Raw genomic sequence first — 26,825 nt, forward strand, 5'->3', positions numbered from 1 at the left:
CCCCGGCTCGACCCGCCCAGACCCGACGCCACGCCCGGGGCATCCGTAGGTGATAACCCCAGGGTCTCACAAAGCTCATTGCATTTTATATTTCAATTTTGCAATTCACTTTGCATATTTTTCACTCCCGCATTTCTCAAGTCCCTAACCCAGATCCCGTCATGACTCACCCACCCGCAGCCGTCTGCGGCCGGCGCCGCAGCCTGCTGCAAGCCGGCCTGGGCGCCGCCCTGCTGCCGCTCGCGCCCTTGGCCGTCCGCGCCGATGCCTATCCCTCCCGGCCCATCACGCTGGTGGTGCCCTTTCCCGCCGGCGGCTCCGTCGACCTGATCGGCCGCATCTATGCCGAACGGCTGGCGAAGGTGCTGGGCGTGAGCGTGATCATCGAGAACCGCGACGGCGCCGGCGGCTCCATCGGCAGCCAGCGCGTGGCCCGCGCCAAGGCGGACGGCTACACGCTGGTGGCTTCGTCGCAAAGCTCGCACCTGGCCAACCCGCTGATGCACAGCAACCTGGGCTACGACCCGATCCAGGACTTCAGCGCTATCTCGCAGCTGTCGCGCTTGCTGAACGCGCTGGTGGTGCATCCGGACGTACCGGCCCGCACGCTGACGGAATTCGTCGCGCACCTGAAGGCCAATCCCGACCAGCTTCATTTCGGCACGGCGGGCGTGGGCAGCATGGGCCAGCTCAACGCCGAACTGTTCAAGAGCACGCTGGGCGTGAAGGCCGTGCACGTGCCCTACCGTGGCGGCGGCCCGCTGATCAGCGGACTGCTGTCGAATCAGGTGCAGTTCATGCTGGACAACCTGGCGCCCATGCTGCCTTACATCCAGTCCGGCAAGCTGCGCGCCCTGGCGATCGCCGCGCCCGCGCGTCCGGCCTACCTGCCCGACGTGCCGACCTTCGCCGAACTTGGTCATCCGACGCTCAACACGACCTCGTGGATCGGGCTGGCGGCGCCCGCCGGCACGCCCGCCGACGTGCTCCAGACGCTGCTGCAGGCCGTGCGGACCGTCGCCCGCCAGGAAGAATTGCAGCAGACGCTGGAGAAAAACGGCGCCCTGCCGCCCGACGAACAGACGCCGGCCCAGTTCACTGCCATGATGTCCGAACGCCTGTCCCTGTATAAAGACCTGATTGAACGCGCCGGCATCCGGCCCGAATGAGAACCGCAACCATGGACCATCCCGACTTCGCCCCCGACACCGCGCCGCTGGAAGTGCTGCCGCGCGACCTCTCCGCCTATCGCGCCGGCAACACCGGCATCGACTACGTCCATCGCTTTGAATCGGGCCGCCCGGGCCCGCACGTGCTGATCAACGCGCTCACGCACGGCAACGAGATCTGCGGCATGGTGGCCGCCACGCACCTGCTGGACAACGCGGTGCGCCCCAAGATCGGCACGCTCACGGTGAGCTTCGCCAATATCGAAGCCTACGAGGCCTTCGACCTGGAGCGCCCCTACGAGAATCGCCAGCTGGTGCACAACCTGAACCGCATCTGGACCCCCGAACTGCTCGACGGCAGCGAGCAAAGCCCCGAGCTGCGCCGCGCGCGCGAGCTGCGCCCGGTGCTGGACGCCGCCGACTACATCCTCGACATCCATTCGACGCGCGCGCCGGTGCAGCCGTTCTGGGTCTACTACGACCTGCCGCGCAACGCCGCGCTGGCCACCGCCGTCGGCACGCCCGAAGTGCAGCTGGTGATGCCGGCCGAGCGTTTTCCCGGCACCGGCGTCATGGGTCATGGCCGCCATGGCGATCCGCAGTCCGACAGCGGCGGCGCCGTGGTGGTGGAATGCGGCCAGCACTTCGCGCGCTCGGCGGCCGACCTGGCCACCGACGTGACGCTGCGCTTCCTGGGCCACCTGGGCCTGATCGACACGCCGGCCTCGGCCGAGACCGCGCCGCCCGCGCGACGCTACATGCTGCTGGAAGTGCACATGGTGAAGTCCACCGACTTCCGCTTCACGCGCCCGGTGCTGGGCTTCGAGGTCTTCCAGAAAGGCGAACTCATCGCCATCAACGGCGGCGAAGAGATCCGCTCGCCTTGCGACGACTGCACCATCTTCATGCCGACCCGCATGCCCGTGGTCGGACGCGAAGCGGTGTACCTGACCGTGCAGATCTGAGCGCGGGCAGGACCGCGCGCAACACGGACGCGGCAAGCGCGGGAAGGCGGCCAGCCTTCCCGTATTCGCGCCGCCTCACAGGTCCGGGATCAGGCGCTTGCCCATGCTCACCACGTCGTCCATGCCAAAGCCCAGGCTCTCGTAGAAACCACGCACGGCCGCGTTTTCCGCACGGATCAGCAGATTGATCTTGGGGCAGCCCAGCTCCAGCAGCTTGCGTTCGGCCACGCGCATCAGCATCGAGGCATAGCCGCGCCGACGGCAGTCCGGCGCCACTGCAAGGTAGTTGATCCAGCCGCGATGCCCGTCGTACCCGGCCATTGTCGCGGCCACGATGCGTCCGCCAGCCTCGCCCACCAGGAACAGCCCGGGCTGCACCGTCAACTTGCGGGCCACATCCTTCTTCGGGTCGTTCCAGGGCCGCGTCAGACCGCTGTCGTGCCACAGCTGGATGACGGCGGCCTCGTCGGCCGGATGGAAAGCGCGGATGTTCAGATCGTGATGCGACATGCTTCGTTCCTCAAAAAGGGAAAAACGAAGGCCGGACGATACGCCTGCGGACGGGATACTGCGCGAAAAACAAAAAGGCCACGGGACATATCGTGGCCTTCTGCAATGCGGCGCCTGGACGGCGCCCGGACGTGACGGGCCACTCAACGCATGCGTCGAGCGGTTCGTCGGGAATCGGCCCGGCAGGGCCGGGCGGTGGTAATCGGATTCATGTGCGCCAGCTTAGCGGCGATGCGCAATCCTGGCAAGACACTCGGCTTGTCGCGCCGCCGGCTCGTGGACGACGCGCTCACCGCCCGCTCGCCCCTTACCCGCGCTAGACGGCTCAAGACGCGGCAGGCGCCGCCAGCGTGCCTTCCATCACGACCACCGCGTTGCCCGCCACGCCCGCCCACACACCGTCCTGCCGGACCTCTGCATGCGCGTGCAGCAGGCTGGCGCGCCCCATGTCCACGCCCTGTCCCACGCGCAGTCGCAGCGTGGTCCCCGCGCCCCGCAATGCCGCGCGCAGCGCCGTGGCCGCTGCGGTGGCGCTGCCGGTGGCAGGGTCTTCCGTCATGCGGCCCGTGAACATGCGGGCCTGGATGTCGGTCGGCCCCTGCCCCGTGTCCGCCGCCGTGTCGGTCGTATAGGCATAGATGGAACGCGCGTCGTCCAGCGGCAGCAGCGCCGCATAGCCGGCAGGATCCGGCGACGCGCGGCGCAGCGCAACGCGGCTGGCCAGCTGGACCACCAGGAAGGTCAGACCGACCGACACGACTTGCGGCGCGTGCTCGGCCGTCTCGATGTCCCCGGGCGCCAGACGCAAGGCCCGCGCCACCGCATCCACGGGCGCCAGAGCGCGCCGGGACAGCGGCTGCGGCGCCTGCAACTCGGCGCCGTCCACGTCCGCCCCTTCGCGCCGCAGCGCGATCCGCACCAGTCCGGCCGCCTCTTCGAACACGAACGCGTCCGGCACGGGACGTCCCGATGCCGCCAGCTCGCGCGCCAGCACCACCGCCGTGCCGACATTGGGATGTCCGGCGAAAGGCACTTCCCGATCGGGCGTGAAGATCCGCACCTCGGCCGTGTGCGCCGGATCGCGCGCCGGCAGCACGAAGCTGGTCTCGGAGAAATTGAACTCGCGCGCGATGCGCTGCATCTGCGCGGCATCCAGGCCTTGCGCGTCGAGCACGACGGCCAGCGGATTGCCGCCATAGGCGTGGCGGGTGAAGACATCGGCGACAACGTAGCGATAGGGCATGGAACGGATCCTGGTTGGCTGCGCGCGCCGCCCGCGCAAGGTGCGCGGACGAGTGCGGGCACGCCATCAGTATGGGCAAGGTCCGGCCGCGCCGCCATGCACAGAGCGGCCGGGATTGCGCCATAACAGGCTGGCCGCCCGACTACCTACTTCGCGACAAAGGCCATGATGCGGTCCACGAATGCCGCGTCCAGGCCGGCGAAGCCATGATGCGCGCTATAGCGGCAGGAATTCGCCTGATCGTCCACGCCGCCGTTGAGCCACGCGACCTCGACCTTCGAACCGGCCCAGGTCTTGAACGGCTCGACCCCGGCCGGGCGCGTCCAGCGGCAATGGTCCTCGCGGTGGTGGATAACCAAGGCCGGCGGCAGCCGCGACGGCGTGCCCAGGATGGCTTGCACGCTGTCGCCCGGCCCGGATTCCTGGCTGAGAAAGCCCGAGGACAGCACCACCTTGTCCGGACGCGCGCCCTTCGCCAATCCCTGCGCCAGCCGCTCCGTGCCCTTGCTGGTGCCGATGACGGTCACCGGCGCTTTCAACCTGGACATATAGCCGACCGCCGCCGCCAAGTCCGTGCCCAGGTCGACCAGCATCACGTTGTAGCCACGCGCCGCGAAAGCGTCGCGGTTGCGGATCAGCACGTTGTCCGCGCCATCGGTGAACTGCGCGCCGTCCGTTACGTTCAGGCGCCCGTCGCCGCCCGTCAGCAGCAGGATGCCGCCCTTGGCCTGGTCGGCGTGCATGACGATGTTGCGCACGCCATCTATCGTGACGGTCTCGCCATGCTTGACGACGACGGCCGGCCCGGCGGCCCACGCCGGCGGCGCCACGGCCATCAGCGCGGCCGCGATGGCGGCGCCCGCGCCTTGCAGGATGCGGCGCGGCGCGGCGGGAGCCGCTGACGCCCCGGTCCCGCACGCAAGGCGGCGCACACCCTGCACGGCGTCCGATCCGCGCGCCCGCGCTGCCTTGCCGTTCAATCCTTGAACCATGTTCTTTCCACTTTCACTGTCTGCCTCGTCTGACGCATGCCAGCCATGCGCGCTTGAAAGGCCGGCTGCTTGCTCGACCCTGCGCACATGCTAGCGGGAAAGGCCATGATTCCCTGGAGAAAACGGTGAAGAATGGTGCATTTACTTGCGGGCCATCAGCGCGGCTCCGCCGCCCGTGGCGGCACAGCAGCAGCGATCCGACGAGGCGCGTCCTCGCGTCTGATGGACTCGACGATGCGCCGCGCATCCTCGCCCGCCCCCATGACCAGCGCCGACGCGCGGTTACGCTGCCACGGACGGCCGACATAGGCAATGCCGGGCACCGGAGAAACGCCGGCGTCGTGAAGCAAGCGGCCGTCATCGCCCAAGGCGCCGGGGATCTCGATCCAATCGGTCCGATCCCGATAGCCAACCGCCCACACGACCGCCACCACCTTACGGCGCTCGCCGTCGGCGAACACGGCGGTATCGCCCTCGGCGGCCGTCAGCCTGGGCCGCAACTCGATGCCGCGCCGCGCCAGGCTCGCCAGGCCGCGATCACGATCGGGAAAGGGGTCCCTGCGCCGCAATGCCTTGCCGATGAATGACGCGGACGACGCGCGCATCAGCCCCAGGCTGCGCAGCCACCACCAGATCGATTGGCCCAGCACACGCTCGGGCACCAGCTTGCGCGGCTTGCCCGTGGCCAGCATCACCGGATGCGAGGCCGAGGCCTGCACGGCCAGGTCGCGGCCGCTGGCCCCGTCTCCCACCACCAGTACCGGCCCGTCGGGCAAGGACTCGCCGGCGCCGAAGCTCTCCGGGGTCAACTGCGGAATCTGAGCGCCGAAGCCGCGCGCGATCGCCGGCACCACCGGCGCCTGAAAGCCGCCCGTCGCCACGATGACATGCGTGGCGGCCAGCGTGCCGCCGTCCGACAAGTCGGCCAGGAAGCTCCCCTGCGGCCCGGCGCGCAGGCGCTGGACCGAGGTCGACAGCCGGATGGGCAACGCGAAGCGCCGTGCGTAGGCCTCCAGGTAATCCGCGAACTCATCGCGGCCGGCATAGCCCTGCGCCTTGCCCGCCAGGGCCATGCCGGGCAAGGCGCTGAACGCGCGCGTGGTGAACAGCGACAGCGAGGCGTAGCGTTGCCGCCAGACATCGCCGATCCGGGCGCTGCCCTCGACGATCAGAAAAGGAATATCCTGCCGCTTCAGCCAATAGCCCGCCGCCAATCCGGCCTGCCCACCGCCGATGACCAGAACGAAACGGGAACGTTCCAACACGCTGGACATGCTTGCTCCTTACAGTTGAACTGCCTGGCACGATAGAGGCTGTAGCCGCTTTAAGGTCCATAGGCCCGTCGAGGTCGCGGGCCATGGCGTGCCCGCGGCCCGATCGCGGCTCCCCTGCTCTCGCGCCCCGCGTTTTTCGATATCGATCACCGCCCATGACACTCGCGCTGCACCAGTACCTGCAAGACCTGGCCTCGCACGCCGATCTCCACGGCGTGCTGGGCGTCTACGCCGATGGCGCAGCCGTGGCCGAACAGGCCTGCGGCCATGCGAACCTAGCCAGCGGCCGCAAGAACGCCCCGGACACCCGCTTTCGCATCGGATCCCTGAGCAAGAGCCACACGGCCGCCGCGATCCTGCGGCTGGCGCAGCATGGCAAGCTCGATCTGCACGACAGCGCCGCGCGGCACCTGCCGGATTGCGGCCTGGATCCGCGCATCACGCCCATGCATCTGCTGCGGCACCGCTCGGGCCTGGGCAACCACACCGCCCTGCCCGCCTATTGGCCGGAACTGATGGGGCGTCACATCGCGCCCGAGGATCTGATCAGGCTGATCACCGCCTCGCCCCTGATGTACACGCCAGGACAGTCCTGCCGCTACAGCAACACCGGCTACGCCGTGCTGGCCCGGATCGCGGAACGCGTCGGCGGCGATGCGCTGCACGACCAGCTGCGCACAATGTTCTGGCAAGCGCTGGAACTGCGCGAGACGGGATCGATCGACACCGCGCACAGCATAGGCTGCATGCTGGATCCGGACAGACCGCCCGCGCCGCCCTTGCATCCCAGCGTGGCATTCGGCGCCTACGACCTGGCCGCCAGCGCGCGCGACCTGGCCCGCTGGTGGCTGTCGCTGATCGACGGCAAGGTCCTGGACGCGGCGCATACTGACTTGATGCTGGGCGGCCCGCCCGGCGACTTCGGTTGCGGCTGGTGGCTGGACGAGATCGAGATCGACGGCCGGCGCTGGCGCAGCGTCGCGCACAAGGGCGACGTCAATGGCCATACGTCCATGCTGCTGGGCCTGCCGGAACGCAGGCTGTGCGCCGTCGTGCTGTTCAACACCGCCTCGACGCCGGCCAGCGCGACGGCGCGACGCCTGCTGGGGCTGGCCATGGGCGAGGCCTGGCCTGCCTATCCCGCCGCCCTGACCGAGCACGTCGACGACTGGGCGCAAGGCGCCTATCGCGATGAACAGGGCGCGACCTACGTCGTCGACACCGCGCGCCGGCTCATCGCCGCGACGCGCGACTACGGCGTCCCGTGCCGCTATGCGATCCGCCCCAGCCAGGCCGGCCCGGATGCCCAGGCATGGCGCGCCGATGCCTTCGACGAACGCCACGAGTTCCATCGCGCAGCGGCGACGCTGACCATCACCTCGGCGGACGGAAGCAAGCAGCATTGCAGGAAAGTGCAGACAGCCTGAGCGATGCTCTATAGTCGCTGGATCATCCCAGCCCCTCGCGCGCGGAGCCCCACGTGACAGACAAGGTTTTCTGGCAAGACCCCTACCTGTACCATCTGCGGACCGAGGTGTCCGCCGTCGACGGAGACATCGTCCGCCTGCGCGCGACGATCTTCTACGCCAACGCAGGCGGGCAGGAAAGCGACAGCGGCACGATCGCGGGCATGCCCGTGCTGAAGGCGGAAAAGAACGGCCTGGACATCGCCTACACGCTGCCGCCCGGCCATGGCCTGCACGCCGGCGATGAAGTGGACGTGCGCATCGACTGGGCGCGGCGCTACGGCCTGATGCGTCATCACTTCGCGGCCGAGATGGTGCTGCAACTGATCTACGACTGCGAACCCGGCATCCTCAAGGTCGGCGCGCATATTTCACCGGCGAAGGCACGCATCGACTTCCAGCGCGCGACCAGCATCAGCGAACTGTTTCCAACCATCCAACCGCAAGCCGACGCGCTGATCGCCGCCGACAAGCCCATCGTGACAGCGTTTTCCGACGAGGCGAATCATCGGCGGTACTGGGAGGTCGAGGGATTCGCCCGCATGGGCTGTGGCGGCACGCATCCGCGCAGGACCGGAGAGATCGGCGGGATTGCGCTGAAGCGGAAGAATCAGGGGAAAGGGGTGGAGCGGGTGGAGATCGTGTTGCCGGCTACGGACGAAAACAGGCATCCTCCCCGCGGTTAGGTGTGGCAATCGACGACCGTAATTAGCGTGTCGTCCGGCAGCGCCTCCAGTATCTGGATTGCCCGAGTCCCCCAAGCCTGCCAAATTTGTGCAGCTTCGGACACACCCAGCTGTTCAATCAAGCCTTTGTCCAACCATTCGCCATTCATCACCACGGCATACGGAACCATGGCGAAGGCGCGTTCCTCTTCAATGTATTGATCACGCGGCACGAGGTACTCGTCCACTTGGTCATATGAGGTATACAAGGCCTGCGCAACGGCATGTATGACAGGTTGCGCGCGATAGGCTTCGCGGGCGGCAATGACGTTTCCCCCATGCACGACATCCAGGACATGCTTCCAGGACATCCAACCTTCCCCGCGACTGATGCTGGCAGCCGTGTCCCAGCGCTCCGCGGCCTGCCGCCCCGCCTTGTCGCGCATGACCTCCATATCGATATCGCCCTTGCGTGCCTGATTCACAGCCGGTTGTTCCTGGCATGAACTGGACAGATTGCCGTCAAGCTCGGCATCCGCTCCTGGTTTGGTTATCAGAAACTCCGACCAGCGCCCACCGATAACCCACCAATCCCACTTATGGTTTGGATTAGTCCGCGTCACAGCCTTGAAGAGTTTTCCGTCCTGCACGACGGCATATCCCCGCATATCTGGAGCCCGCTCACCGACGATTCTGGCGTGAGCTTCATCGGCAAGGATGTGATCCTTCAAACCATAATCGCTCAACACCCCAGGCAGCCGCTCTCCCGCATCAATCCGAGCCAGTATCTCAGCCGTGATGTCGATGCACTGCACATACTCGTCGTTTGTCCCCGTGCAATCGAAATCGTGATATGGCTGCAACTGGCGCTCGATGTCATCACCGACGACCAGCACCAACAGATGACTCATTTCTCTTCCTTTGCGCAGGCTAGCTCGAGTCTTCAAGGATCTCGTCGCAATAGAAGACTGTCAATCCGGAGTCGGGCTGCCCGCAGCAGCAATGAAAAAAGCCGTCAGTGAAAAATCACTGACGGCTTTTTGAACTGCTGGTCGGGACGGCGGGATTCGAACTCGCGACCCCTTGCACCCCATGCAAGTGCGCTACCAGGCTGCGCTACGCCCCGAAAGAAAAAGATTATAGCAGAGCAAAAAATTGTTTGCACGCACTCACGCAAAAAATTTTGCAGATGCTCGAAAAAAAATGGAGCACACATTGAACATGCTTGCGTGGGCGCTGTTGAATGCAAGGGATATCCTCGTGTCTGTCGATGTGCAATCAACAGGCGCACCATCCGCAAGGGAGCGCCAGGTCGCCGCAATCTCCCCAAAGGCCATGCCAATGCCGGCGACGTCGCGGATCCAGACACGACAAGGTCAGCCCCCACGGCAACGCAACCGCGACTGTGCGACGCGATTGCACAAGCATGCGATAACGCACGCCGCGCATGGCAGCTCAGGCCACGCTGACTTCAAAAACAAGGGAGACGTATTGCCGGCAAACACCGCGCCGGCACGAGGCCGGCGCGAGCGCAAGCGGAATCAGGCAGCCGGCGCGGACACGCCGGAGGATTGAATGCTGGCGGCGTGTGCATCGCCAGCCTGCGCGCCGGGCTTGATGCCCAATGCTTCGCCCAGCATCGCCGACACATTGCCCAGCTCATTGCGCAGGGCCTGCATCTCGGCGCCGGACAGGCGCACGGCGGCGTCCTGGTCATGCGGCGTGTCGCGCGCGTCGCCGCGGCGATTGCGCGCGCCGCTGATGGTGAAGCCTTGTTCGTACAGCAGCGAGCGGATGCGGCGGATCAGCAGCACTTCGTGATGCTGATAGTAGCGGCGGTTGCCACGCCGCTTCACCGGCTTGAGCTGCGTGAATTCCTGTTCCCAGTACCGCAAGACGTGAGGCTTGACGCCGCACAGGTCGCTGACTTCACCGATGGTGAAGTAACGCTTGGCGGGAATGGGCGGTAAGGTGGTAACGGTGGATTCGGGACGTGTCATAAGTGGATTTTATGCCGCGTTGCGTCGAGCGCCGATAACATTTACCGACAAAGCGTATCACTCCACGGCGTCGGGCGCAGCCGGCGTGGCCTGCTCCACGACGCTCTTGAGCTTCTGGCTGGCATGGAAGGTCACCACGCGGCGCGCGGCGATGGGAATGGTCTCGCCCGTCTTGGGATTGCGACCAGGGCGCGGCGGCTTGTCGCGCACCTGGAAGTTGCCGAATCCCGAGAGCTTCACGGAGTCGCCGCGCGCGAGCGCGTCGCGGATCTCTTCGAAGAAGGTATCGACGATGTCCTTGGCCTCGCGCTTGTTCAGGCCGACCCGCTCGAAGAGCAGCTCGGCCAGTTCAGCCTTGGTCAGGGTACGCGGCTCGGCAAGCATAGTGTTCCCCATGTTCAAGCGCGGAGTCGCGCACCGTGTGCGCTGATCAGGGCATCCCTGATGCGCGCCATGCAGTCCGCCACCCGGGCGTCGTCCAGCGTGACCTCAGTGTCCTGTAGCCAGAATCGGAAAGCAAGGCTTTTCTCGGACGCGGGCACGCCATCCTGGGACTTCTCGCGCCACACGTCGAACAGGCGCAGGTCGCGCAGCACGGCCAGTTGGGGATCGGTCTTGGCCAGCGCGGTGACGGTGTCCAGCATGGACTGGACCGGCACCTGGGCGTCGACCCACAGGGCCAGGTCGCGCACCACGATGGGCTGGCGCGACTGCTCGCGGACCTGGGGCAGCTCGCCTTCCGACAGCGCGGCCACGTCCAGTTCGAACACCACCGGCGCATGGGCCAGGTCGGCCTGCTGCGCCCAACGCGGGTGCAGTTCGCCGATCCAGCCGACGACCTTACCGTCCAGCGAGACGCGGGCGCTGCGGCCGGGGTGTAGCGCGGGATGCGCGGCGGCCTCGAAGCGCAGGCGGTCGCCGCGCGCGCCGAACAGCGCCTCGACATCCATCTTCACGTCGTAGAAGTCGACGTGGCGCGCGGGCGCGCCCCACTGCTCTTCCACGGCCGGGCCCCAGGCGGCGCCGGCCAGCATCAGCGGCTGGCGCACGCCAGCGACGGCCAGCGGGCCGTCCTGCGCGGCGGCGTCGCGCGTGAACACGCGACCCAGCTCGAACAGGCGCACGCGGGTCTGCTTGCGGTTGGCGTTGTGGACGATGTTGGCCACCAGGCCCGCGATCAGGCTGGAACGCATCACCGACAGATGGCTGGCGATGGGATTGACCAGGCGCACGGGGTCGGTATTGCCGGCGTAGTCGCGTTCCCAGTCGGCTTCGACGAAGCTGTAGTTGACCACTTCCTGGTAGTCCTGCGCGGCGGCCAGGCGGCGCAGGGCGTGGTTGCCGCGACGGACTTCGGGCTGCGAGAACATCTTGGCGCGCGCCATGGGCGGCACGGTGGGAATGTTCTCGAAGCCGTAGATGCGCGCGACTTCCTCGATCAGGTCTTCCTCGATCTCGATGTCGAAGCGGAACGACGGCGGCGTGACCACGAAGTCGTCGCCTTCAATGGTGTATTCCAGGCCCAGGCTGCCGAAGATGCGGCCGACGTCGGCCTGCGTCACCGGCACGCCCAGCACGCGATGGCAGCGCGCCAGGCGCATGCGCACGGGTTCGCGCTTGGGCAGGTTGACGATCTGGTCGTCCAGCGGACCGGCCTGGCCGCCGCAGATGTCGACGATCAGGCGCGTGATGAACTCGATGTGCTCGGGAATCGTGGCGTAGTCCACGCCGCGTTCGCCGCGATGGCTGGCTTCCGAACTGAACTTGTAGCGGCGCGCGCGGCCGGCCAGCGACTGCGGCCACCAGAACGCGGCTTCCAGATATATGTTCTGCGTGTCCAGCGTCACGGACGTGGCTTCGCCGCCCATGATGCCGGCCAGGCTTTCAACGGTGTCGCCGGCCACCACCACGCCGACCTTGGAATCCAGCGTGACGGTCTGGCCGTTCAGGAGTTCCAGCGTCTCGCCTTCGCGGGCCCAGCGCACCGACAGGTCGCCCTGGATCTTGTCCAGGTCGAACACGTGCGACGGACGGCCCAGCTCGAGCATGACGTAGTTGGAGATGTCCACCAGCGCCGACAGCGAACGCTGGCCGGCGCGCTCCAGGCGCGTCTTCATCCATTCCGGCGTGGCGGCGCGGGCATTGACGCCGCGGATCACGCGACCGCCGAAACGGCCGCACAGATCGGGGGCCTCGACCTTGACGGGCAGGCGCTCGTCCAGCGTCACGGGCACGGCCTTGGCGGTGGGCACCGACAGCGGCGCGCCGGTCAGCGCGGCGACTTCACGGGCCACGCCCAGGATCGACAGGCAGTCGGCGCGGTTCGGCGTGAGCTTGAGCGTGAACAGCGTGTCGTCCAGGTCCAGCGCGTCGCGGATCGACAGGCCGGGAGCCAGGTCGCCGGACAGTTCCATCAGGCCGGCGTGATCCTGGGACAGGCCCAGCTCGCGCGCCGAGCACAGCATGCCGGACGATTGCACGCCGCGCATCTTGGCCACGCCGATCTTCATGCCGCCGGGCAGTTCGGCGCCGACGCGGGCCAGCGGCACGGTCAGGCCGGCGGCCGCGTTGGGCGCGCCGCAGACGATCTGCAGCAACGCGCCGGAGCCGTCGTCCACTTGGCAGACGCGCAGCTTGTCGGCGTCCGGATGCGGCGCGATCTCGACGATGCGCGCCACGACCACGCCGCTGAACGCGGGGGCCGCCGGCACGGCGTCTTCGACTTCCAGGCCGGCCATCGTGAGCCGGTGCGCGAGTTCATCGGTTGCGATCTCGGGATTGACCAGGGAACGCAGCCAGGATTCGGGAAATTGCATGATCAGCCGTCGCTTCGATTATTCGTTGAACTGGCGCAGGAAGCGCAAATCGCCTTCGTAGAACTGGCGCAGGTCGTTGACGCCGTAGCGCAACATGGTCAGGCGCTCGAGCCCGGAACCGAAGGCGAAACCGATGTAGCGCTCGGGATCCAGGCCGAAATTGCGCACCACTTGCGGATGCACCTGGCCGGAACCGGAGATCTCCAGCCAGCGGCCACGGTTCGGCCCCGACGTGAACATCATGTCGATTTCGGCGGACGGTTCGGTGAAGGGGAAGAACGACGGGCGGAAACGCACGACAAGATCGTCGCTTTCGAAGAAGCAACGCAGGAAATCGGTGTACACGCCTTTCAGGTCGGCGAAGGAGATGTCCTCGGCGATCCAGAGCCCTTCCACCTGGTGGAACATGGGCGAGTGCGTGGCGTCGCTGTCGACGCGATAGGTGCGCCCCGGCGCGATGACCTTGATGGGCGGCTTGTGCATGCGGGCATAGCGCACCTGCATCGGGCTGGTGTGCGTGCGCAGCAGCAGCGGCAGGCCGTCGGCGTCCTGCATGTCGACGTAGAACGTGTCCTGCATGGAACGCGCCGGATGGTCCAGCGGGTTGTTCAGCGCGGTGAAGTTGGTCCAGTCGTTCTCGACTTCGGGGCCGTCGGCCACGTCGAAGCCGATGGAGCGGAAGATTTCTTCCACGCGCTCCCAGGTCCGGATCACCGGATGGATGCCGCCCGGCGCGCGGCCACGGCCCGGCAGGGTGACGTCGATGGTTTCAGAAGCCAGACGGGCGTCCAGCTCTGCTTGCGCCAGCGCGGCGCGGCCCAGATTCAGGAACTCCTCGACCTTCTTCTTGGCCTGGTTGATCTGCGCGCCCATCTCGCGCTTTTGCTCGGGGTCGAGTTTGCCCAGCCCCTTGAGCAGCACGGTCAGCGCGCCATCCTTGCCCAGGAAGCGGGCCTTTTCGTTTTCGAGCGCGGCGGCGTCCTTGGCCGCGGCGAAACGTTCTTGCGCCTGGGAGACCAGGTCGTCAATCGATTGAGTCATGAATCCAGCCCTCAAAACGCAAACGGGGCCATGACAGCCCCGTTTGCAGCGATGCGCGATGAGTTAAAGCGCGCGATCAGGCAGCCAACGCAGCCTTGGCTTGCTGCACGATGGCGGCAAAGCCGGCCTTGTCGCGCACGGCCAGATCGGCCAGGACCTTGCGGTCGAGCTCGATCGCAGCCTTCTTCAGGCCGGCGATGAACACGCTGTAGCTGACGCCATGCTCACGGACGGCGGCGTTGATACGCGTGATCCAGAGCGCGCGGAACGTGCGCTTCTTGTTGCGGCGGTCGCGGTAGGCGTATTGGCCAGCGCGCATGACCGCTTGCTTGGCGATGCGGAACACATTACCGCGGCGGCCACGGTAACCCTTGGCGGCGGAAATGACTTTCTTGTGACGGGCACGGGCGGTAACGCCGCGTTTGACGCGAGGCATAGTAGATCTCCCTTAGATCAAGCGAAAGGCATCATGGCTTTCACGGAAGCCACGTTGGTTTCATGGACCGCAGCCGAACCGCGCAGCTGGCGCTTGTTCTTGGTGGTCTTCTTGGTCAGGATGTGACGCTTGAACGCCTGACCACGCTTGATGGATCCGCTGCCGCGAACCTGAAAGCGCTTTGCGGCGCTTTTCTTGGTCTTCATCTTGGGCATGTTGATTCCCTAAACTAAACACTGATTGTTGATTTACATGACGCCAGGTGCCTGACGGCGCCGTGAGCCAGATAAGCCAGACCGGCCTGCCCGCGACGGAATCGAATCCGAAGCCAGGCAAATCCGGGCTTGCTGCCCAGGGCGGCGCGACAAGACTTGTCGAACCTGTTGCCACTTCTGTGGTACTGCTCTGGTATCGCCTTCCAGCGATCACTGCTGCCTGCGCGCGGGGCATTAATCCCGGGGCATTAACCCCAGGGCATTAACCCCAAAGCCAGGCCATGCTCGAAAGCATGTTTCGCAGCGCGTTTCCCCCATGCGCGAAGCCCAAAGGCAGCTCGCGCGCACGCCAGATCCGGGAAAGCCTTTGATTATATGGCGATTTCCGGGCTTTTGTCGAATCGGATAAGGGATCGCCCTGCAATGGCGAGCCAAATCCGGATGCCATATGTCCCTGGATTTCACCAAACCCTCCCTCTCCTCTCACTCCGCCCGGTACTGCACCGCCTGCGCGACATGCCGGGCGCCCAGCCGTTCCGCGCCCTCCAGGTCGGCGATCGTGCGCGCCACCCGCAGCGTCCGGTGCAGCACGCGGGCCGAGCCGCGCAGGCGGCGCATGGCTTGCCGCAGCAACTCCCGCCCGCTCTCGTCCAGCGCGCAATGACAGTCCAGCTCCGCGCCGGCCAAGGCCGCGTTGGGCTTGTCCTGACGTTCCAATTGCCGCCCACGGCAGGCCAGGACCCGCTCGCGCACCGCCGGCGAGGCCTCCCCCGGCGGCCCGTCCAGGTCTTCCGGGGCCACCGGCGGCAAGCGCAGATGCAGGTCGATGCGGTCCAGCAAGGGGCCGGAGACGCGGCCCGCGTAGCGCGCCACCTGGTCGGGCGTGCAGGCGCAGGCCCGCGCCGGATGTCCGCGCCACCCGCAGGGGCAAGGATTCATGGCCGCGACCAGCTGGAAGCGGGCCGGAAACCGCGCCGTGCGCATGGCCCGCGAGATCAGCACCCGGCCGGTTTCCAGCGGCTCGCGCAGCGATTCCAGCGTGCGTCGGTTGAATTCGGGCAGTTCGTCCAGGAACAGCACGCCGTGATGCGCCAGGCTGATCTCTCCGGGCCGGGGATGGGTGCCGCCACCCACCAGCGCCGGTACGGACAGGGAATGATGCGGCGCCCGGAATGGCGGCTGCCCCGCGGGCGCCTGCGCATGACCGGCCAGCGCCGCCACGGCAGCGGCCTCCAGCGCCTGCGTGCGCGACAGCGGCGGCAACAGGCCCGGCAGCCGCTGCGCCAGCATGCTCTTGCCCGCCCCCGGGGGCCCCACCATCAGCAGGCTGTGACCGCCGGCGGCCGCCACCTCCAGCGCGCGCCGCGCCGCCGGCTGGCCGCGCACGTCGGACAGGCAAGGCACGGGCGGCGGCTCGGGCCAGGGCGCCGGCACCGCGTCGGGCAAGGCATGCGCGCCCGTGATGTGCGCCGCCACGTCCGCCAGGCTGCGAGCCGACAACACCCGCAGGCCGGGCACCCAGGCCGCCTGCTCCGCGCTGCCGGCGGGCAGGACGAGCGTCGCGTCGGGCTGATCGCCCGCCACGCCCAGCGCGATCAGCAGCGGCGCCGTGACAGGCGTCAGCGCGCCGGTCAGCGACAGCTCGCCCGCCAGGACCAGGCGCGCCAGCATGGACTCGGACGCCGGCATGGCGGACGGCTTGCCACCCGCGTCGCCTGCGGATGGCGGTTCCGGCAACTGCCCCGATGCCAGCAACAGCCCAAGCGCGATCGGCAGGTCGAAGCGGCCCGATTCCTTGGGCAGGTCGGCCGGCGACAGGTTGACGGTGATGCGGCCGGCAGGAAACTCGAAGCCGCTGTTGATGATGGCGGCGCGCACCCGTTCGCGGCTTTCCCGCACGCCAGCATCGGGCAGGCCGACCACATTGAAGCCCGGCAGTCCCGGGCCGAGATGGGTCTCGACCCGCACGACATGGGCATGAGCGCCGCTGAGCGCGCGGCTGGCGAGTACGGCAAGGGACAAGGCGGCCTCCGATCACGGTCAGCGGCAGGCCAGTATGCCCAAATGCCGACGGCCGCCCGAAGGCGGCCGTGCTGGAAATATCCCGCCCTTGCAGGGCGGGCCCTGCCTGAACCTACTTGCTCAGGGCCGACAGGCGCTCTTCCAGTTGCTGCACCTGCGCCGCCAGCTGGTCGACGCGGGCGCGGGTGCGCGCCAGCAGGTCGGCCTGCACGTCGAATTCCTCGCGCGTAACGAGGTCCATCTTGGTGAAGGCCTGGGCCATCATCGCGCGCACGTTCTTCTCGACATCCGCGGCGGGACTGCGTGCGATCAGGTCGGAAATGTTCTTCTGGATGTCTTCCATCCATTGGGTGCGGGAATTCATGGCAGTACTCCTTGTTGTTGCCTGGCTGGCTCCAGTGTAGTGCGTCCGGACGGACTGCGCCCACCGGCGCGGGCATAGCGCAATGGGCCTCGCCGGCCCTGCGCGGATCCGACGCAAAAAAAGGGCGGACCGCATGCGGTGACCGCCCACAAAGCACAGGAGAAAACCGGGCCGCCTCGCGGCAGCCCCCTACCAACATCGTTACGGGCAGCCCATCTGGGTGGCCGATTGCGCGAACAGGTCGCTGGCCTGCTTGCACTGGGAGGCAAGCTGGGTCTTGTCGGTGACGGCGGCCCACTGCGCCTTGGCGGCTTCCATCTGCTGCTTGAAGCTGGCCACGGCCGGATTGCCATTGCCCAGCTTGTCCATGCAAGCGTTGACCTTGGCGACGTAGGCTTCGCATTCGGCGGGCGTGGCGGCCGACGAGGAAGGCGCCGGCGTCGTGGCGGCCGGCGGCGTGGTGGAAGACGACGATGCGGGAGCCGACGTGGACGGCGCCGCAGGCGTGGCGGCCTTGTCGTCCTTCTTGTCGCAACCCGCCATCAGGACGGCGGCCGCAGCCAGCGCGAGAATGCCCAGGGTCTTGCGTTCGATATTCATGAATTCCTCTTTCTTGCTTGTTTCTTGTAGAGAGGGCCGCCACGCCGGACGCCTTGTGCGGCCCCATTCAAGCCCGTGTCAGGCACAGGCTGGATCCGATTCTTGAGCAGGCGCGTTGCGGCCACAAGCGGCTGCGTGTAAACCCTCGTATCAACGCTTGGCCCCAATTTCCATACATCGGGAATACCTGAAACCCGCCCGGCAAGGGCCCGGCCGGCGCCACGCGCGCGCCTCGCGGCGACGGGCTTTCTGCCCGCCACGCCGCGCCCGGCCTAGCGGCCGCCGTTGCATCAAAGCCCGCCCGCATGCCCACGGCGCGATGAATCGCAACAGTGGCCCGGGCATATCGTCATAACCCGCCAAGGCACCCTCGAAGCTGCAATTGGCAACAACCAGCGCGCCGGAAACACGTTTGGTTTCATCCCTCACCCCGCTCGCCGCCATGCACCACTTCGAGGCTGACAGTCGTGCGTCGACGCACTATATTGGTGCAGCCAGGCACAAGCTGCGCGCCTGCGCGCCCTCTTTCCGGGTATCTCCGGACATGGCATGGAACTTGCTTGATTGACGAGGCCAACGTGCAACCATGAGAGGAAATGCCATGAAACTCATCATCGCCATCATCAAGCCCTTCAAGCTCGACGAGGTGCGTGTGGCTCTGTCCGGAATCGGGGTCCAGGGTCTCACGGTTACCGAAGTCAAAGGTTTCGGCCGCCAGAAGGGCCATACCGAGCTCTACCGCGGCGCTGAATACGCCGTCGACTTCCTGCCCAAACTGCGCGTCGAAGCCGCCGTGCCCGACCACCTGGTCGACCAGGTGATCGAGGCCATCGAAATGGCCGCCCGCACCGGCAAGATCGGCGACGGCAAGATCTTTGCCGCCCCGCTGGAACAAGTGATCCGTATCCGCACAGGCGAAGCGGGCGAAGCCGCGCTGTAAACAACTAAAGCAAGATTCATCGGAGCCTGAAAAATGGATAAAGCAGATATCTCCTGGTTGCTCGTCTCTACCCTGCTTGTATTGATGATGGCAGTGCCTGGCCTGGCGATGTTCTATGGCGGCCTGGTACGCAGCAAGAACGTGCTCTCGGTGCTGCTGCAAGTGCTGTGTACCTTCGTGCTGGGCCTGGTGCTCTGGTTCATCTACGGCTATTCCCTCGCCTTCACCGAAGGCAATGCCTTCTTCGGTGGATTGTCGCGCGCCTTCTTCTCCGGCATGTTCACGCCGGCGGACGGCAAGTACGCCATGTCGAACTCGCTCACCGAGCTGCTGTTCGCCTCGTTCCAGGCCACCTTCGCCGGCATCACCTGCGCGCTGGTCGTGGGCAGCTTCGCCGAGCGCGCCCGCTTCTCGGCGGTGCTGGTCTTCACGGTGATCTGGTTCACCTTCGCCTACGTGCCCATCGCCCACATGGTCTGGTTCGCGTCCGAAACCGCGCCCGGCCTGCTCAATGCGCGCGGCGCGCTGGACTTCGCCGGCGGCACGGTGGTGCACATCAACGCCGGCGTGGCCGGCCTGGTCGGCGCCTATGTGATCGGCAAGCGCGTGGGCTACGGCCGCGAAGCCATGCAGCCGCACAACCTGCCCATGACCTTCGTCGGCGCCGCGCTGCTGTGGGTGGGCTGGTTCGGCTTCAACGCCGGCTCGGCCCTGGCCGCCAACGAAAACGCCACGCTGGCCTTCTTCAACACCATGATCGCGACCGCCGGCGCCGTGCTGGCCTGGCTGATCACCGAATGGAGCATCAAGGGCAAGCCGTCCATGCTCGGCGCGGCCTCGGGCGCGGTGGCCGGCCTGGTCGGCATTACCCCGGCCGCCGGGCTGGTGGGTCCCGCGGGCGCGCTGGTCATCGGCGTGATCGCCGGCGTCGTCTGCGTCTGGGGCGTGAATGGCCTGAAGCGCATCCTGCGCGCCGACGACTCGCTGGACGTGTTCGGCGTGCACGGCGTGGGCGGCATCGTCGGCGCGCTGCTGACCGGCGTGTTCAATGCCCAGGCCCTGGGCGGCCCCGGCCTGGCCGAGCCCGGCATGATCGCTCATCAGCTCTGGGTGCAGCTCGAAGGCGTGCTGCTGACCATCGTCTGGTCCGGCGTGGTGGCCCTGATCGCCTACAAGATCGCCAACGCCCTGTGCGGCCTGCGCGTGCCGGAAGACCAGGAGCGCGAAGGGCTGGACGTCACCAGCCACGGCGAATCGGCGTACCACAGCTGATCCGACCCGCCCGGCGAGCGCCGGGCGTAGCGCAGACAAGAAAGCCCGGAACCTTGCGGTTCCGGGCTTTTTCATTGGGAAGGCCCCGCGCCAGGGAGGCGCCGCAGGCGCCTCCGAAACAGGATCAGCCTGGTCCGAGGGCGTCCAGGTCCACCGGCAAGGCGCGGTTCAACGCGCTGGCCACCTTAATCCGCAAGGCATTGGAATGGGCGCGGCGCACTTCGCGCTTGACGTCCAGCAACTGCTGCGGGTGCATGGAGAACTCGGTCAGGCCCAGGCCCAGCAGCAGCCGGGTCATGCGCGAATCACCGGCCATCTCGCCACAGACCGCCACCGGCTTGCCGGCGCGCTCGCCGGCGTTGATGGTGTTCGCGACCAGGCGCAGCACCGCCGGATGCAGCGGGTCGTACAGGGACGCCACGTCGTGGTCGCCGCGGTCGATCGCCAGCGTGTACTGGATCAGGTCGTTGGTGCCGATGGAAAGAAAATCCAGCGCCTGGGCAAAAGGCTCGATGGCGATGGCGATGGCCGGCACCTCGACCATGGCGCCCACTTCCATATGGGCCGCATAGGCCTGGCCGCGCGCGTCGAGTTCGCGCCGCGCGGCCTCGATGGCGGCCTTGGTGGCGACCACTTCGTGCATATGGGCGATCATCGGGATCAGCAGCCGCACCGGCCCGTGGGCCGAGGCGCGCAGGATGGCGCGCAATTGCGTGGCGAACATCTCGGGGCGCGCCAGGCAGTAGCGGATGGCGCGCTGGCCCAGCGCGGGGTTGGTGGCCACGGTGGCCTCGCCGTCCAGCGTCTTGTCCGCGCCGATATCCAGCGTGCGGATGGTGACGGGACGGCCCGCCATCACCTTCACCACCGAGGCATAGGCTTCGTACTGCTCTTCCTCGCCCGGCAGGTCCGCGCGGCCCATGAACAGGAACTCGCTGCGGAACAGGCCGATGCCGTGCGCGCCGGACGCCAGCGCCAGCGCGGCCTCCTCGGGCAGTTCGATATTGGCGTGCAGCACCACGTCGATGCCGTCCAGCGTGACCGAGGGCACGTCGCGCAGCAGGCTAAGCTCGGCGCGCTCGTCGGCATAGGCGGACTGGCGGCGGCGGTATTCCTGCAGGATGCGCGGCGAGGGATTCACCACCACGGCGCCCGACGCGCCGTCGATGATCAGCGTGTCGCCATCGCGCACCAGCTCGCGCACATTGCCCAGGGCCACCACCGCCGGCACGCCCATGCTGCGGGCCACGATGGCGGTATGGGACGTGGGGCCGCCCAGGTCGGTGACGAAGGCGGCGAAGCGGCCGCCACGCAGGCGCAGCATGTCGGCGGGAGAAATATCGTGCGCCACGACGATCAGGGCTTCGTCGCCGTCCACATGGCCCATGTCCGGCAGCATGGCGGACGTGCCGGCCAGCACATGCAGCACGCGCTCGATGACCTGGCGCACGTCGGCGCCGCGCTCGCGCAGGTACTCGTCCTCCATGGCGTCGAACTGCTGGCCCAGGATCTGGCCCTGCGTGGTCAGCGCCCATTCGGCGTTGTAGTGCCGCTCGGCGATCAGCGCCAGCGTCTGTTCGGCCAGCAGCGGGTCGCCCAGCAGCAGGCTGTGAACGTTGAGCATGGCGCCAAGCTCGCGCGGGGCGTCGGCCGGCAGGGTGTCGGCCAGCAGCAACAGTTCCTGCTGCGCGTCGGCCAGCGCCTGGGTCAGGCGGCTGCTTTCGGCGGCGATATCTTCCGGCGCGATGCGGTAATGCGCCACTTCCAGCGCCGCGGCGCCCATGACCACGGCGCGCCCGATGGCGTAACCGCGAGCCACGCCCTTGCCGTACAGACAGACGACGGGGCTGGCAGCGCCCGCCCCGGACGGGACGTCCCCCTGGGGCGTGACGGCCCCGGCCCGGGCAGCGCCCGAGCCGGCCGGTTCAGGGGACGTTCTATTCCTGCTCACCGAATTTGCTGTCAAACAGGGTTTCGATTTCAGCAAGCGCCAGCTCGGCGTCGGCGCCGGAGGCTTCCAGACGGACCGTCACGCCCAGACCGGCGGCCAGCATCATGACGCCCATGATGCTCTTGGCATTGACGCGCTGCGCGCCGCGCGAAATGAAGATCTCGCTGGAGAACCTGCTGGCCAGCTGCGTCAGTTTGGCGGCCGCCCGGGCATGCAGGCCCAGCTTGTTGCTGATGACGATATCGGTATTGGGCATAGGGATCTTGGTGTCTGCGGCTGTCCGGTATCAGTGTCGGTCGCGGCGGGATGGCCCGCCGCGCGCCGGCTGAAATATTACGCCCGAATGATAGGGCATATTCTTAGCCGTCAGTCTACACGCAAGACGCCCTGCACTCCCCCCGCCAGCGCTTTTTCGCGCGTCTCGGCCAGCGGCAGATTGCGATAGGTCAGCGCCCGCAGCAGCATCGGCGTGTTCAGGCCGGCCAGCACGCAGCACTGGATGCCCTGGGCCTGGGCATCGGCCACCGCGCGCTTGGCGATGTTGGCCGGGGTGGCGCCGATCAGGTCGGTCAACACCAGCACGCCGCCGCCCAACTCCTGGTCCAGGATGTCCTTGAGCACGGCCGGCGCCAGGTCATCAGGCAGGTCTTCCGGCTGGATGTCGTGGATGGCCAACATGCCGTCCAGGTTGCCCATCACGTGGCTGGCGCAATCCCGCATCGCGGCGCCGAGCGGCGCGTGGACAACGATAACAATACCCGTGGTCATGGCAGCAATCCCGCGGCCTCAGGCCGCTGCTTTCTCGAGCGCCTGCGCGAACATGCCGGCGACGTCGAAGCCGGTCTGTTCGGCGATCTCCACGAAACAGGTGGGGCTGGTGACATTGACCTCGGTGACGTAGTCGCCGATGACGTCCAGGCCGATCAGCAGCAGGCCGCGGGCGGCCAGCTTGGGCGCCACCGCCTCGGCGATCTCGCGGTCGCGCGGCGACAGCGGCTGGGCCACGCCACGTCCGCCGGCCGCCAGGTTGCCGCGCGTTTCGCCGGCCAGCGGGATGCGGGCCAGGCAGTACGGCACGGGCTCGCCGCCGATCAGCAGGATGCGCTTGTCGCCCTTGACGATCTCGGGGATGTAGCGCTGCGCCATGATGGTGCGCGCGCCGTTGTCGGTCAGCGTTTCCAGGATGGCGTTGAGGTTGGGATCCTTGGGCTGCAGCCGGAACACGCCGGTGCCACCCATGCCGTCCAGCGGCTTGACGATCACGTCCTGGTGCTTGTCGTGGAAGGCTTTCAGACGGGCCATGTTGCGGGTCACCAGCGTGGGCGCGGTGAACTCGCTGATTTCGGTGATGGCCAGCTTTTCCGGGTGATTGCGGATGGCCGCGCCGGTGTTGAAGACCTTGGCGCCCTGCTGCTGGGCGTATTCCAGCAGATGGGTGGAATACACGTATTCCATGTCGAAGGGCGGATCCTTGCGCATGACGACCGCGCCCAGATCGGCCAGGCGCACATCCCGGGCCTCGGCTTCGCGCCACCAGTCATGGCCGTGCAGGTCCGCCCCGTCGACCAGCTCGATGGGCGTGGCCACGGCGCGGACGGCGCCTTCCTCGATATACAGGTCGCCCTGCATGGCCACGCTGAGCGTATGCCCGCGCGCGACCAGCGCGCGCATCATGGCGACCGAACTGTCCTTGTACGCCTTCAAGAGCGGCAAGGGATCCAAAACGAACAAAACGTGCATCGCGACACCCTGAACGGACGCCGCCTTCCCTCGCGGGAAGGCGGCTTGATTGCCACATCGTAGCGCAGAGCCGCCCAATAAGCGAACCCGCCGGTCGTCCTGGCGGACGCGGCGGGTTCGTGACTTGCATTCGGGGCTGCCCCGGCCGGCTCCGGGCCGGCGTGAAACGCCAGTCGGGAACGTCGACCAGAAACGCGCCGACCCGAAACGCCAGAGCCTCCCCGGAGGGAGGCTCTGTGGGACTCAGGCGGCCGATTCGGCCTTGCCCGCGGGGGCGGCCTTCTTCTTCGGCGCCAGCACCATGACCATCTGACGGCCTTCGAGCTTCGGCATGGCTTCGACCTGGGCCAGTTCGACCAGATCGTCGCGCACGCGCTCAAGTACCCGCATGCCCAGTTCCTGGTGAGCCATTTCACGGCCACGGAACCGCAGCGTCACCTTGGCCTTGTCGCCTTCCTCGAGGAAGCGGCGCAGGTTGCGCAGCTTGACCTGGTAGTCGCCCTCGTCGGTGGCAGGACGGAATTTGACTTCCTTGACCTGGATGACCTTCTGCTTCGAACGAGCTTCGGCTTGACGCTTCTGCTCTTGGTACTTGAACTTACCGTAGTCCATCAAACGGCAGACCGGCGGTTCGGCGTTCGGCGCGATTTCCACCAGATCCACGTCGCTTTGCTCGGAAAGACGGAAGGCGTCGGCGATCTTGACGATGCCCAGCTGTTCTCCGTCCAGACCTATCAGGCGCACCTCGGGGACGCGGATTTCACCGTTGATGCGATTGGCTTTTTCAGTGGCGATGTTGAAAGTTCCTATAAATGTTAAACAGCGCTGCTGTCGGGGTGAACAACGTCGCGGCGGGTGGAGACGTCCTCGGACAGGCGCGCGACGAAGTCGTCGAAGGCGATTGCGCCGAGATCCAGTCCGCCCAGGCCGCGTACGGCGACGGTGCCATTTTGCTTCTCCTTGTCGCCGACGACGAGGATGTACGGCACCTTCTGCAGGCTGTGCTCCCGGATTTTACGAGTGATTTTTTCACCGCGCAAATCCGATTCAACCCTAAAGCCTTGTTTTTTCAGGCTTTGCGCAATTTGAGCCGCATAATCAGCCGAAGGCTCGGAAATGCAGCACACCACGGCCTGCACCGGAGCCAGCCAGGGCGGCATCGCGCCGGCGTGGTTTTCGATCAGCATGCCGATGAAACGCTCGAGCGAACCCAGGATCGCGCGGTGCAGCATGACCGGCGGACGGCGCTGGTCGTTCTGGTCCACATACTCGGCGCCCAGGCGCACGGGCATGGAGAAGTCGACCTGGATCGTGCCGCACTGCCAGTGGCGGCCGATGGCGTCCTTCAGCGTGTACTCGACCTTGGGGCCGTAGAAGGCGCCCTCGCCCGGCGAGATCTCGAATTCGCAACCGGTGCGGCGCAGGCTTTCCATCAGCGCCGATTCGGCCGTGTCCCAGACCTCGTCCGAGCCGATGCGCTTCTCGGGACGCGTGGCGACCTTGTACAGCACCTCGGTGAAGCCGAAGTCGCGGTAGACCTTCTGCAGCAGGGCCGTGAAATCGGCGCACTCGTCCTGGAGCTGTTCCTCGGTACAGAAAATGTGGCCGTCGTCCTGGGTGAAGCCGCGCACGCGCATCATGCCGTGCAGCGAGCCGGACGGCTCGTTGCGGTGGCACTGGCCGAACTCGCCGTAGCGCAGCGGCAGCTCGCGGTACGAGTGCAGGCCGGCGTTGAAGATCTGCACGTGGCCGGGGCAGTTCATGGGCTTCAGGCCGTAGACGCGGTTCTCGGACTCCGTCGTGAACATGTTTTCACGGTAGTTGTCCCAGTGGCCCGTCTTCTTCCACAGCGAGATGTCGAGAATCTGCGGCGCCTTCACTTCCTGGTAGCCGTTGTCGCGATAGACGCCGCGCATGTACTGCTCGACCTGCTGCCACAGCGCCCAGCCCTTGGGGTGCCAGAAGATCAGGCCGGGGGCCTCGTCCTGGAAATGGAACAGGTCGAGTTCGCGGCCGATCTTGCGGTGATCGCGGCGCTCAGCCTCTTCCAGCATGTGCAGGTAGGCGTCCTGCTCGTCCTTGGTGGCCCAGGCCGTGCCGTAGATGCGCTGGAGCATCTCGTTCTTGCTGTCGCCGCGCCAGTAGGCGCCGGCCACCTTCATCAGCTTGAAGACCTTGAGCTTGCCCGTGGACGGCACGTGCGGGCCGCGACACAGGTCGATGAACTCGCCCTCGCGGTACAGGCTCAGCGTCTCGTTGGACGGGATCGAGGCGATGATCTCGGCCTTGTACTTTTCGCCAATGCCCTTGAAGAATTCGACGGCGTCGTCGCGCGACCATTCCTCGCGCGTCACAACTTCGTCCTTCTTGGCCAGCTCGGCCATCTTCTTCTCGATGGCGGCCAGGTCTTCCGGCGTGAAGGGGCGCTTGTACGAGAAGTCGTAGTAGAAGCCGTTGTCGATCACGGGGCCGATGGTGACCTGCGCGTCCGGGAACAGCGACTTGACCGCGTAGGCCAGCAGGTGCGCCGTGGAATGGCGGATCAGGTCCAGGCCGTCGGCGTCCTTGGCGGTGACGATGGCCAGGCTCGCATCGGACTCGATGCGGTAGCTGGTGTCGACCAGCTTGGACTCGGCGCCGTCGAACGCCACGCGGCCGCCCAAGGCGGCCTTGGCCAGGCCCGTGCCGATCGACTGCGCGACGTCGGCGACCGTGACCGGCCCCGGATACTGGCGCTGCGAACCATCGGGCAATGTGATCTGTACCATCGGGAGTGCTTCCTGGGTTCTGAAAACGAAAGAGGTATGCGGAAAACGCGGAAACGAAAAACGCGGCCTATGCCGCGTTTTCTGGATTTGTCTTGCTATGAGCTTTACCGCCGACTTGCCACGGTGAAACCCGACGCACGAAAAAACTTAACGCGACATAGGGCGAAAGTTCCAAGTAGTAGTTCGTGCCTGCGGGAAAAACATGATGTCGGGACCGCTTGGGGGCTTGGACTCGGTTTGGGGCTTGGACCCGTTTGGGGCTTGGACTCGGATTTGTCCTGCCTGGACCCATCCTGAGTAGGACGTCGCCGATTGTAGCACCGTTCGCGCGCATTTCGTGACATTTGCGCGACAGCGCCGGCGCCAAGGCCCGCCC

At 66.7% G+C, this 26,825-nt stretch carries 26 protein-coding genes and 1 tRNA gene; 6 read left to right on the forward strand and 21 right to left on the reverse strand.

Annotated features, from left to right (window positions below; all coding sequences use genetic code 11):
• The first annotated feature begins 161 nt into the window (after positions 1–161).
• Together AC6LJ5_RS23825 and AC6LJ5_RS23830 are read left to right on the forward strand one after the other, a co-directional pair.
• Positions 162–1,169: a Bug family tripartite tricarboxylate transporter substrate binding protein gene (locus AC6LJ5_RS23825; RefSeq protein WP_498141796.1), complete on the forward strand. Its 1,008-nt coding sequence runs from the start codon at positions 162–164 to the stop codon at positions 1,167–1,169.
• A gap of 11 nt (positions 1,170–1,180) precedes the next feature.
• Complete coding sequence (locus tag AC6LJ5_RS23830) at positions 1,181–2,134, forward strand: M14 family metallopeptidase (protein WP_392413186.1); 954 nt, start codon at positions 1,181–1,183, stop codon at positions 2,132–2,134.
• Positions 2,135–2,209: 75 nt separating this feature from the next.
• Here AC6LJ5_RS23830 and AC6LJ5_RS23835 read toward each other — a convergent pair whose 3' ends face one another.
• The 4 genes from AC6LJ5_RS23835 to AC6LJ5_RS23850 form a co-directional block, all read right to left on the reverse strand.
• Complete coding sequence (locus AC6LJ5_RS23835; protein ID WP_103273820.1) at positions 2,210–2,644, reverse strand: GNAT family acetyltransferase; 435 nt, start codon at positions 2,642–2,644, stop codon at positions 2,210–2,212.
• Between the two features lie 325 nt (positions 2,645–2,969).
• Entirely contained in the window at positions 2,970–3,887 is a 918-nt protein-coding gene (locus tag AC6LJ5_RS23840; protein WP_498141797.1) for a PhzF family phenazine biosynthesis protein, read from the reverse strand.
• 146 nt (positions 3,888–4,033) lie between these two features.
• Positions 4,034–4,879: a hypothetical protein gene (locus AC6LJ5_RS23845; protein ID WP_498141798.1), complete on the reverse strand. Its 846-nt coding sequence runs from the start codon at positions 4,877–4,879 to the stop codon at positions 4,034–4,036.
• A 155-nt stretch (positions 4,880–5,034) separates the two neighbouring features.
• Positions 5,035–6,153, reverse strand: a complete 1,119-nt coding sequence (locus AC6LJ5_RS23850; RefSeq protein WP_498141799.1) for a flavin-containing monooxygenase — start codon at positions 6,151–6,153, stop codon at positions 5,035–5,037.
• A 155-nt stretch (positions 6,154–6,308) separates the two neighbouring features.
• Here AC6LJ5_RS23850 and AC6LJ5_RS23855 point away from each other — a divergent pair, with 155 nt between their 5' ends.
• Together AC6LJ5_RS23855 and AC6LJ5_RS23860 are read left to right on the forward strand one after the other, a co-directional pair.
• Positions 6,309–7,580 (forward strand): serine hydrolase domain-containing protein, encoded by a 1,272-nt coding sequence (locus AC6LJ5_RS23855; RefSeq protein WP_498141800.1) that lies wholly within the window; start codon positions 6,309–6,311, stop codon positions 7,578–7,580.
• A gap of 53 nt (positions 7,581–7,633) precedes the next feature.
• Positions 7,634–8,305 carry an alanyl-tRNA editing protein gene (locus AC6LJ5_RS23860; RefSeq protein WP_498141801.1) on the forward strand — a complete coding sequence of 224 codons (672 nt, stop codon included), beginning with the start codon at positions 7,634–7,636 and terminating at the stop codon, positions 8,303–8,305.
• Here AC6LJ5_RS23860 and AC6LJ5_RS23865 read toward each other — a convergent pair.
• From AC6LJ5_RS23865 to AC6LJ5_RS23915, 11 genes are all read right to left on the reverse strand, one after another.
• Positions 8,302–9,195 carry a hypothetical protein gene (locus tag AC6LJ5_RS23865; RefSeq protein WP_498141802.1) on the reverse strand — a complete coding sequence of 298 codons (894 nt, stop codon included), beginning with the start codon at positions 9,193–9,195 and terminating at the stop codon, positions 8,302–8,304. The genes AC6LJ5_RS23860 and AC6LJ5_RS23865 overlap by 4 nt on opposite strands.
• A gap of 138 nt (positions 9,196–9,333) precedes the next feature.
• Positions 9,334–9,410: transfer RNA gene (locus AC6LJ5_RS23870), tRNA-Pro, on the reverse strand.
• Between the two features lie 415 nt (positions 9,411–9,825).
• A complete protein-coding gene (locus AC6LJ5_RS23875; protein WP_498141803.1) occupies positions 9,826–10,284 on the reverse strand; it encodes a MerR family transcriptional regulator in 459 nt (152 codons plus the stop codon).
• 57 nt (positions 10,285–10,341) lie between these two features.
• The gene (locus AC6LJ5_RS23880; protein WP_103273814.1) at positions 10,342–10,680 is read right to left on the reverse strand and encodes an integration host factor subunit alpha; all 339 of its coding nucleotides are present in this window, start codon (positions 10,678–10,680) and stop codon (positions 10,342–10,344) included.
• A gap of 2 nt (positions 10,681–10,682) precedes the next feature.
• Positions 10,683–13,100, reverse strand: coding sequence for a phenylalanine--tRNA ligase subunit beta (gene pheT, locus AC6LJ5_RS23885; RefSeq protein ID WP_392413194.1), 2,418 nt, complete (start codon positions 13,098–13,100; stop codon positions 10,683–10,685).
• A gap of 18 nt (positions 13,101–13,118) precedes the next feature.
• Positions 13,119–14,141 carry a phenylalanine--tRNA ligase subunit alpha gene (gene pheS / locus AC6LJ5_RS23890; RefSeq protein WP_392413195.1) on the reverse strand — a complete coding sequence of 341 codons (1,023 nt, stop codon included), beginning with the start codon at positions 14,139–14,141 and terminating at the stop codon, positions 13,119–13,121.
• 76 nt (positions 14,142–14,217) lie between these two features.
• Positions 14,218–14,577, reverse strand: a complete 360-nt coding sequence (gene rplT / locus AC6LJ5_RS23895) for a 50S ribosomal protein L20 (RefSeq protein ID WP_006387998.1) — start codon at positions 14,575–14,577, stop codon at positions 14,218–14,220.
• A 17-nt stretch (positions 14,578–14,594) separates the two neighbouring features.
• On the reverse strand, positions 14,595–14,792 hold the full coding sequence (gene rpmI, locus AC6LJ5_RS23900) for a 50S ribosomal protein L35 (RefSeq protein ID WP_006387997.1): 198 nt from the start codon (positions 14,790–14,792) through the stop codon (positions 14,595–14,597).
• A gap of 483 nt (positions 14,793–15,275) precedes the next feature.
• Positions 15,276–16,814 carry a YifB family Mg chelatase-like AAA ATPase gene (locus AC6LJ5_RS23905; protein ID WP_498141804.1) on the reverse strand — a complete coding sequence of 513 codons (1,539 nt, stop codon included), beginning with the start codon at positions 16,812–16,814 and terminating at the stop codon, positions 15,276–15,278.
• Positions 16,815–16,926: 112 nt separating this feature from the next.
• A complete protein-coding gene (locus AC6LJ5_RS23910; RefSeq protein ID WP_103273810.1) occupies positions 16,927–17,178 on the reverse strand; it encodes an accessory factor UbiK family protein in 252 nt (83 codons plus the stop codon).
• Between the two features lie 201 nt (positions 17,179–17,379).
• Positions 17,380–17,778: a DUF5339 family protein gene (locus AC6LJ5_RS23915; protein WP_392413201.1), complete on the reverse strand. Its 399-nt coding sequence runs from the start codon at positions 17,776–17,778 to the stop codon at positions 17,380–17,382.
• A 601-nt stretch (positions 17,779–18,379) separates the two neighbouring features.
• Between AC6LJ5_RS23915 and AC6LJ5_RS23920 the strand changes: the two genes are divergently transcribed.
• Together AC6LJ5_RS23920 and amt are read left to right on the forward strand one after the other, a co-directional pair.
• A complete protein-coding gene (locus tag AC6LJ5_RS23920) occupies positions 18,380–18,718 on the forward strand; it encodes a P-II family nitrogen regulator (RefSeq protein ID WP_043545226.1) in 339 nt (112 codons plus the stop codon).
• 33 nt (positions 18,719–18,751) lie between these two features.
• Entirely contained in the window at positions 18,752–19,990 is a 1,239-nt protein-coding gene (gene amt / locus AC6LJ5_RS23925) for an ammonium transporter (protein WP_103273808.1), read from the forward strand.
• Positions 19,991–20,114: 124 nt separating this feature from the next.
• Here amt and ptsP read toward each other — a convergent pair whose 3' ends face one another.
• From ptsP to thrS, 6 genes are all read right to left on the reverse strand, one after another.
• On the reverse strand, positions 20,115–21,824 hold the full coding sequence (gene ptsP / locus AC6LJ5_RS23930) for a phosphoenolpyruvate--protein phosphotransferase (protein WP_283093845.1): 1,710 nt from the start codon (positions 21,822–21,824) through the stop codon (positions 20,115–20,117).
• Between the two features lie 103 nt (positions 21,825–21,927).
• Positions 21,928–22,197, reverse strand: coding sequence for an HPr family phosphocarrier protein (locus tag AC6LJ5_RS23935; protein ID WP_103273806.1), 270 nt, complete (start codon positions 22,195–22,197; stop codon positions 21,928–21,930).
• A gap of 110 nt (positions 22,198–22,307) precedes the next feature.
• On the reverse strand, positions 22,308–22,709 hold the full coding sequence (locus tag AC6LJ5_RS23940) for a PTS sugar transporter subunit IIA (RefSeq protein WP_392413055.1): 402 nt from the start codon (positions 22,707–22,709) through the stop codon (positions 22,308–22,310).
• Between the two features lie 18 nt (positions 22,710–22,727).
• Positions 22,728–23,681, reverse strand: a complete 954-nt coding sequence (gshB, locus tag AC6LJ5_RS23945; RefSeq protein ID WP_498141805.1) for a glutathione synthase — start codon at positions 23,679–23,681, stop codon at positions 22,728–22,730.
• Positions 23,682–23,924: 243 nt separating this feature from the next.
• Complete coding sequence (gene infC / locus AC6LJ5_RS23950; protein ID WP_199771040.1) at positions 23,925–24,491, reverse strand: translation initiation factor IF-3; 567 nt, start codon at positions 24,489–24,491, stop codon at positions 23,925–23,927.
• A 5-nt stretch (positions 24,492–24,496) separates the two neighbouring features.
• Entirely contained in the window at positions 24,497–26,449 is a 1,953-nt protein-coding gene (gene thrS, locus AC6LJ5_RS23955) for a threonine--tRNA ligase (RefSeq protein ID WP_103273802.1), read from the reverse strand.
• Positions 26,450–26,825 lie beyond the last annotated feature (376 nt).

This window comes from Achromobacter sp. 1011791174 (assembly GCF_059760925.1).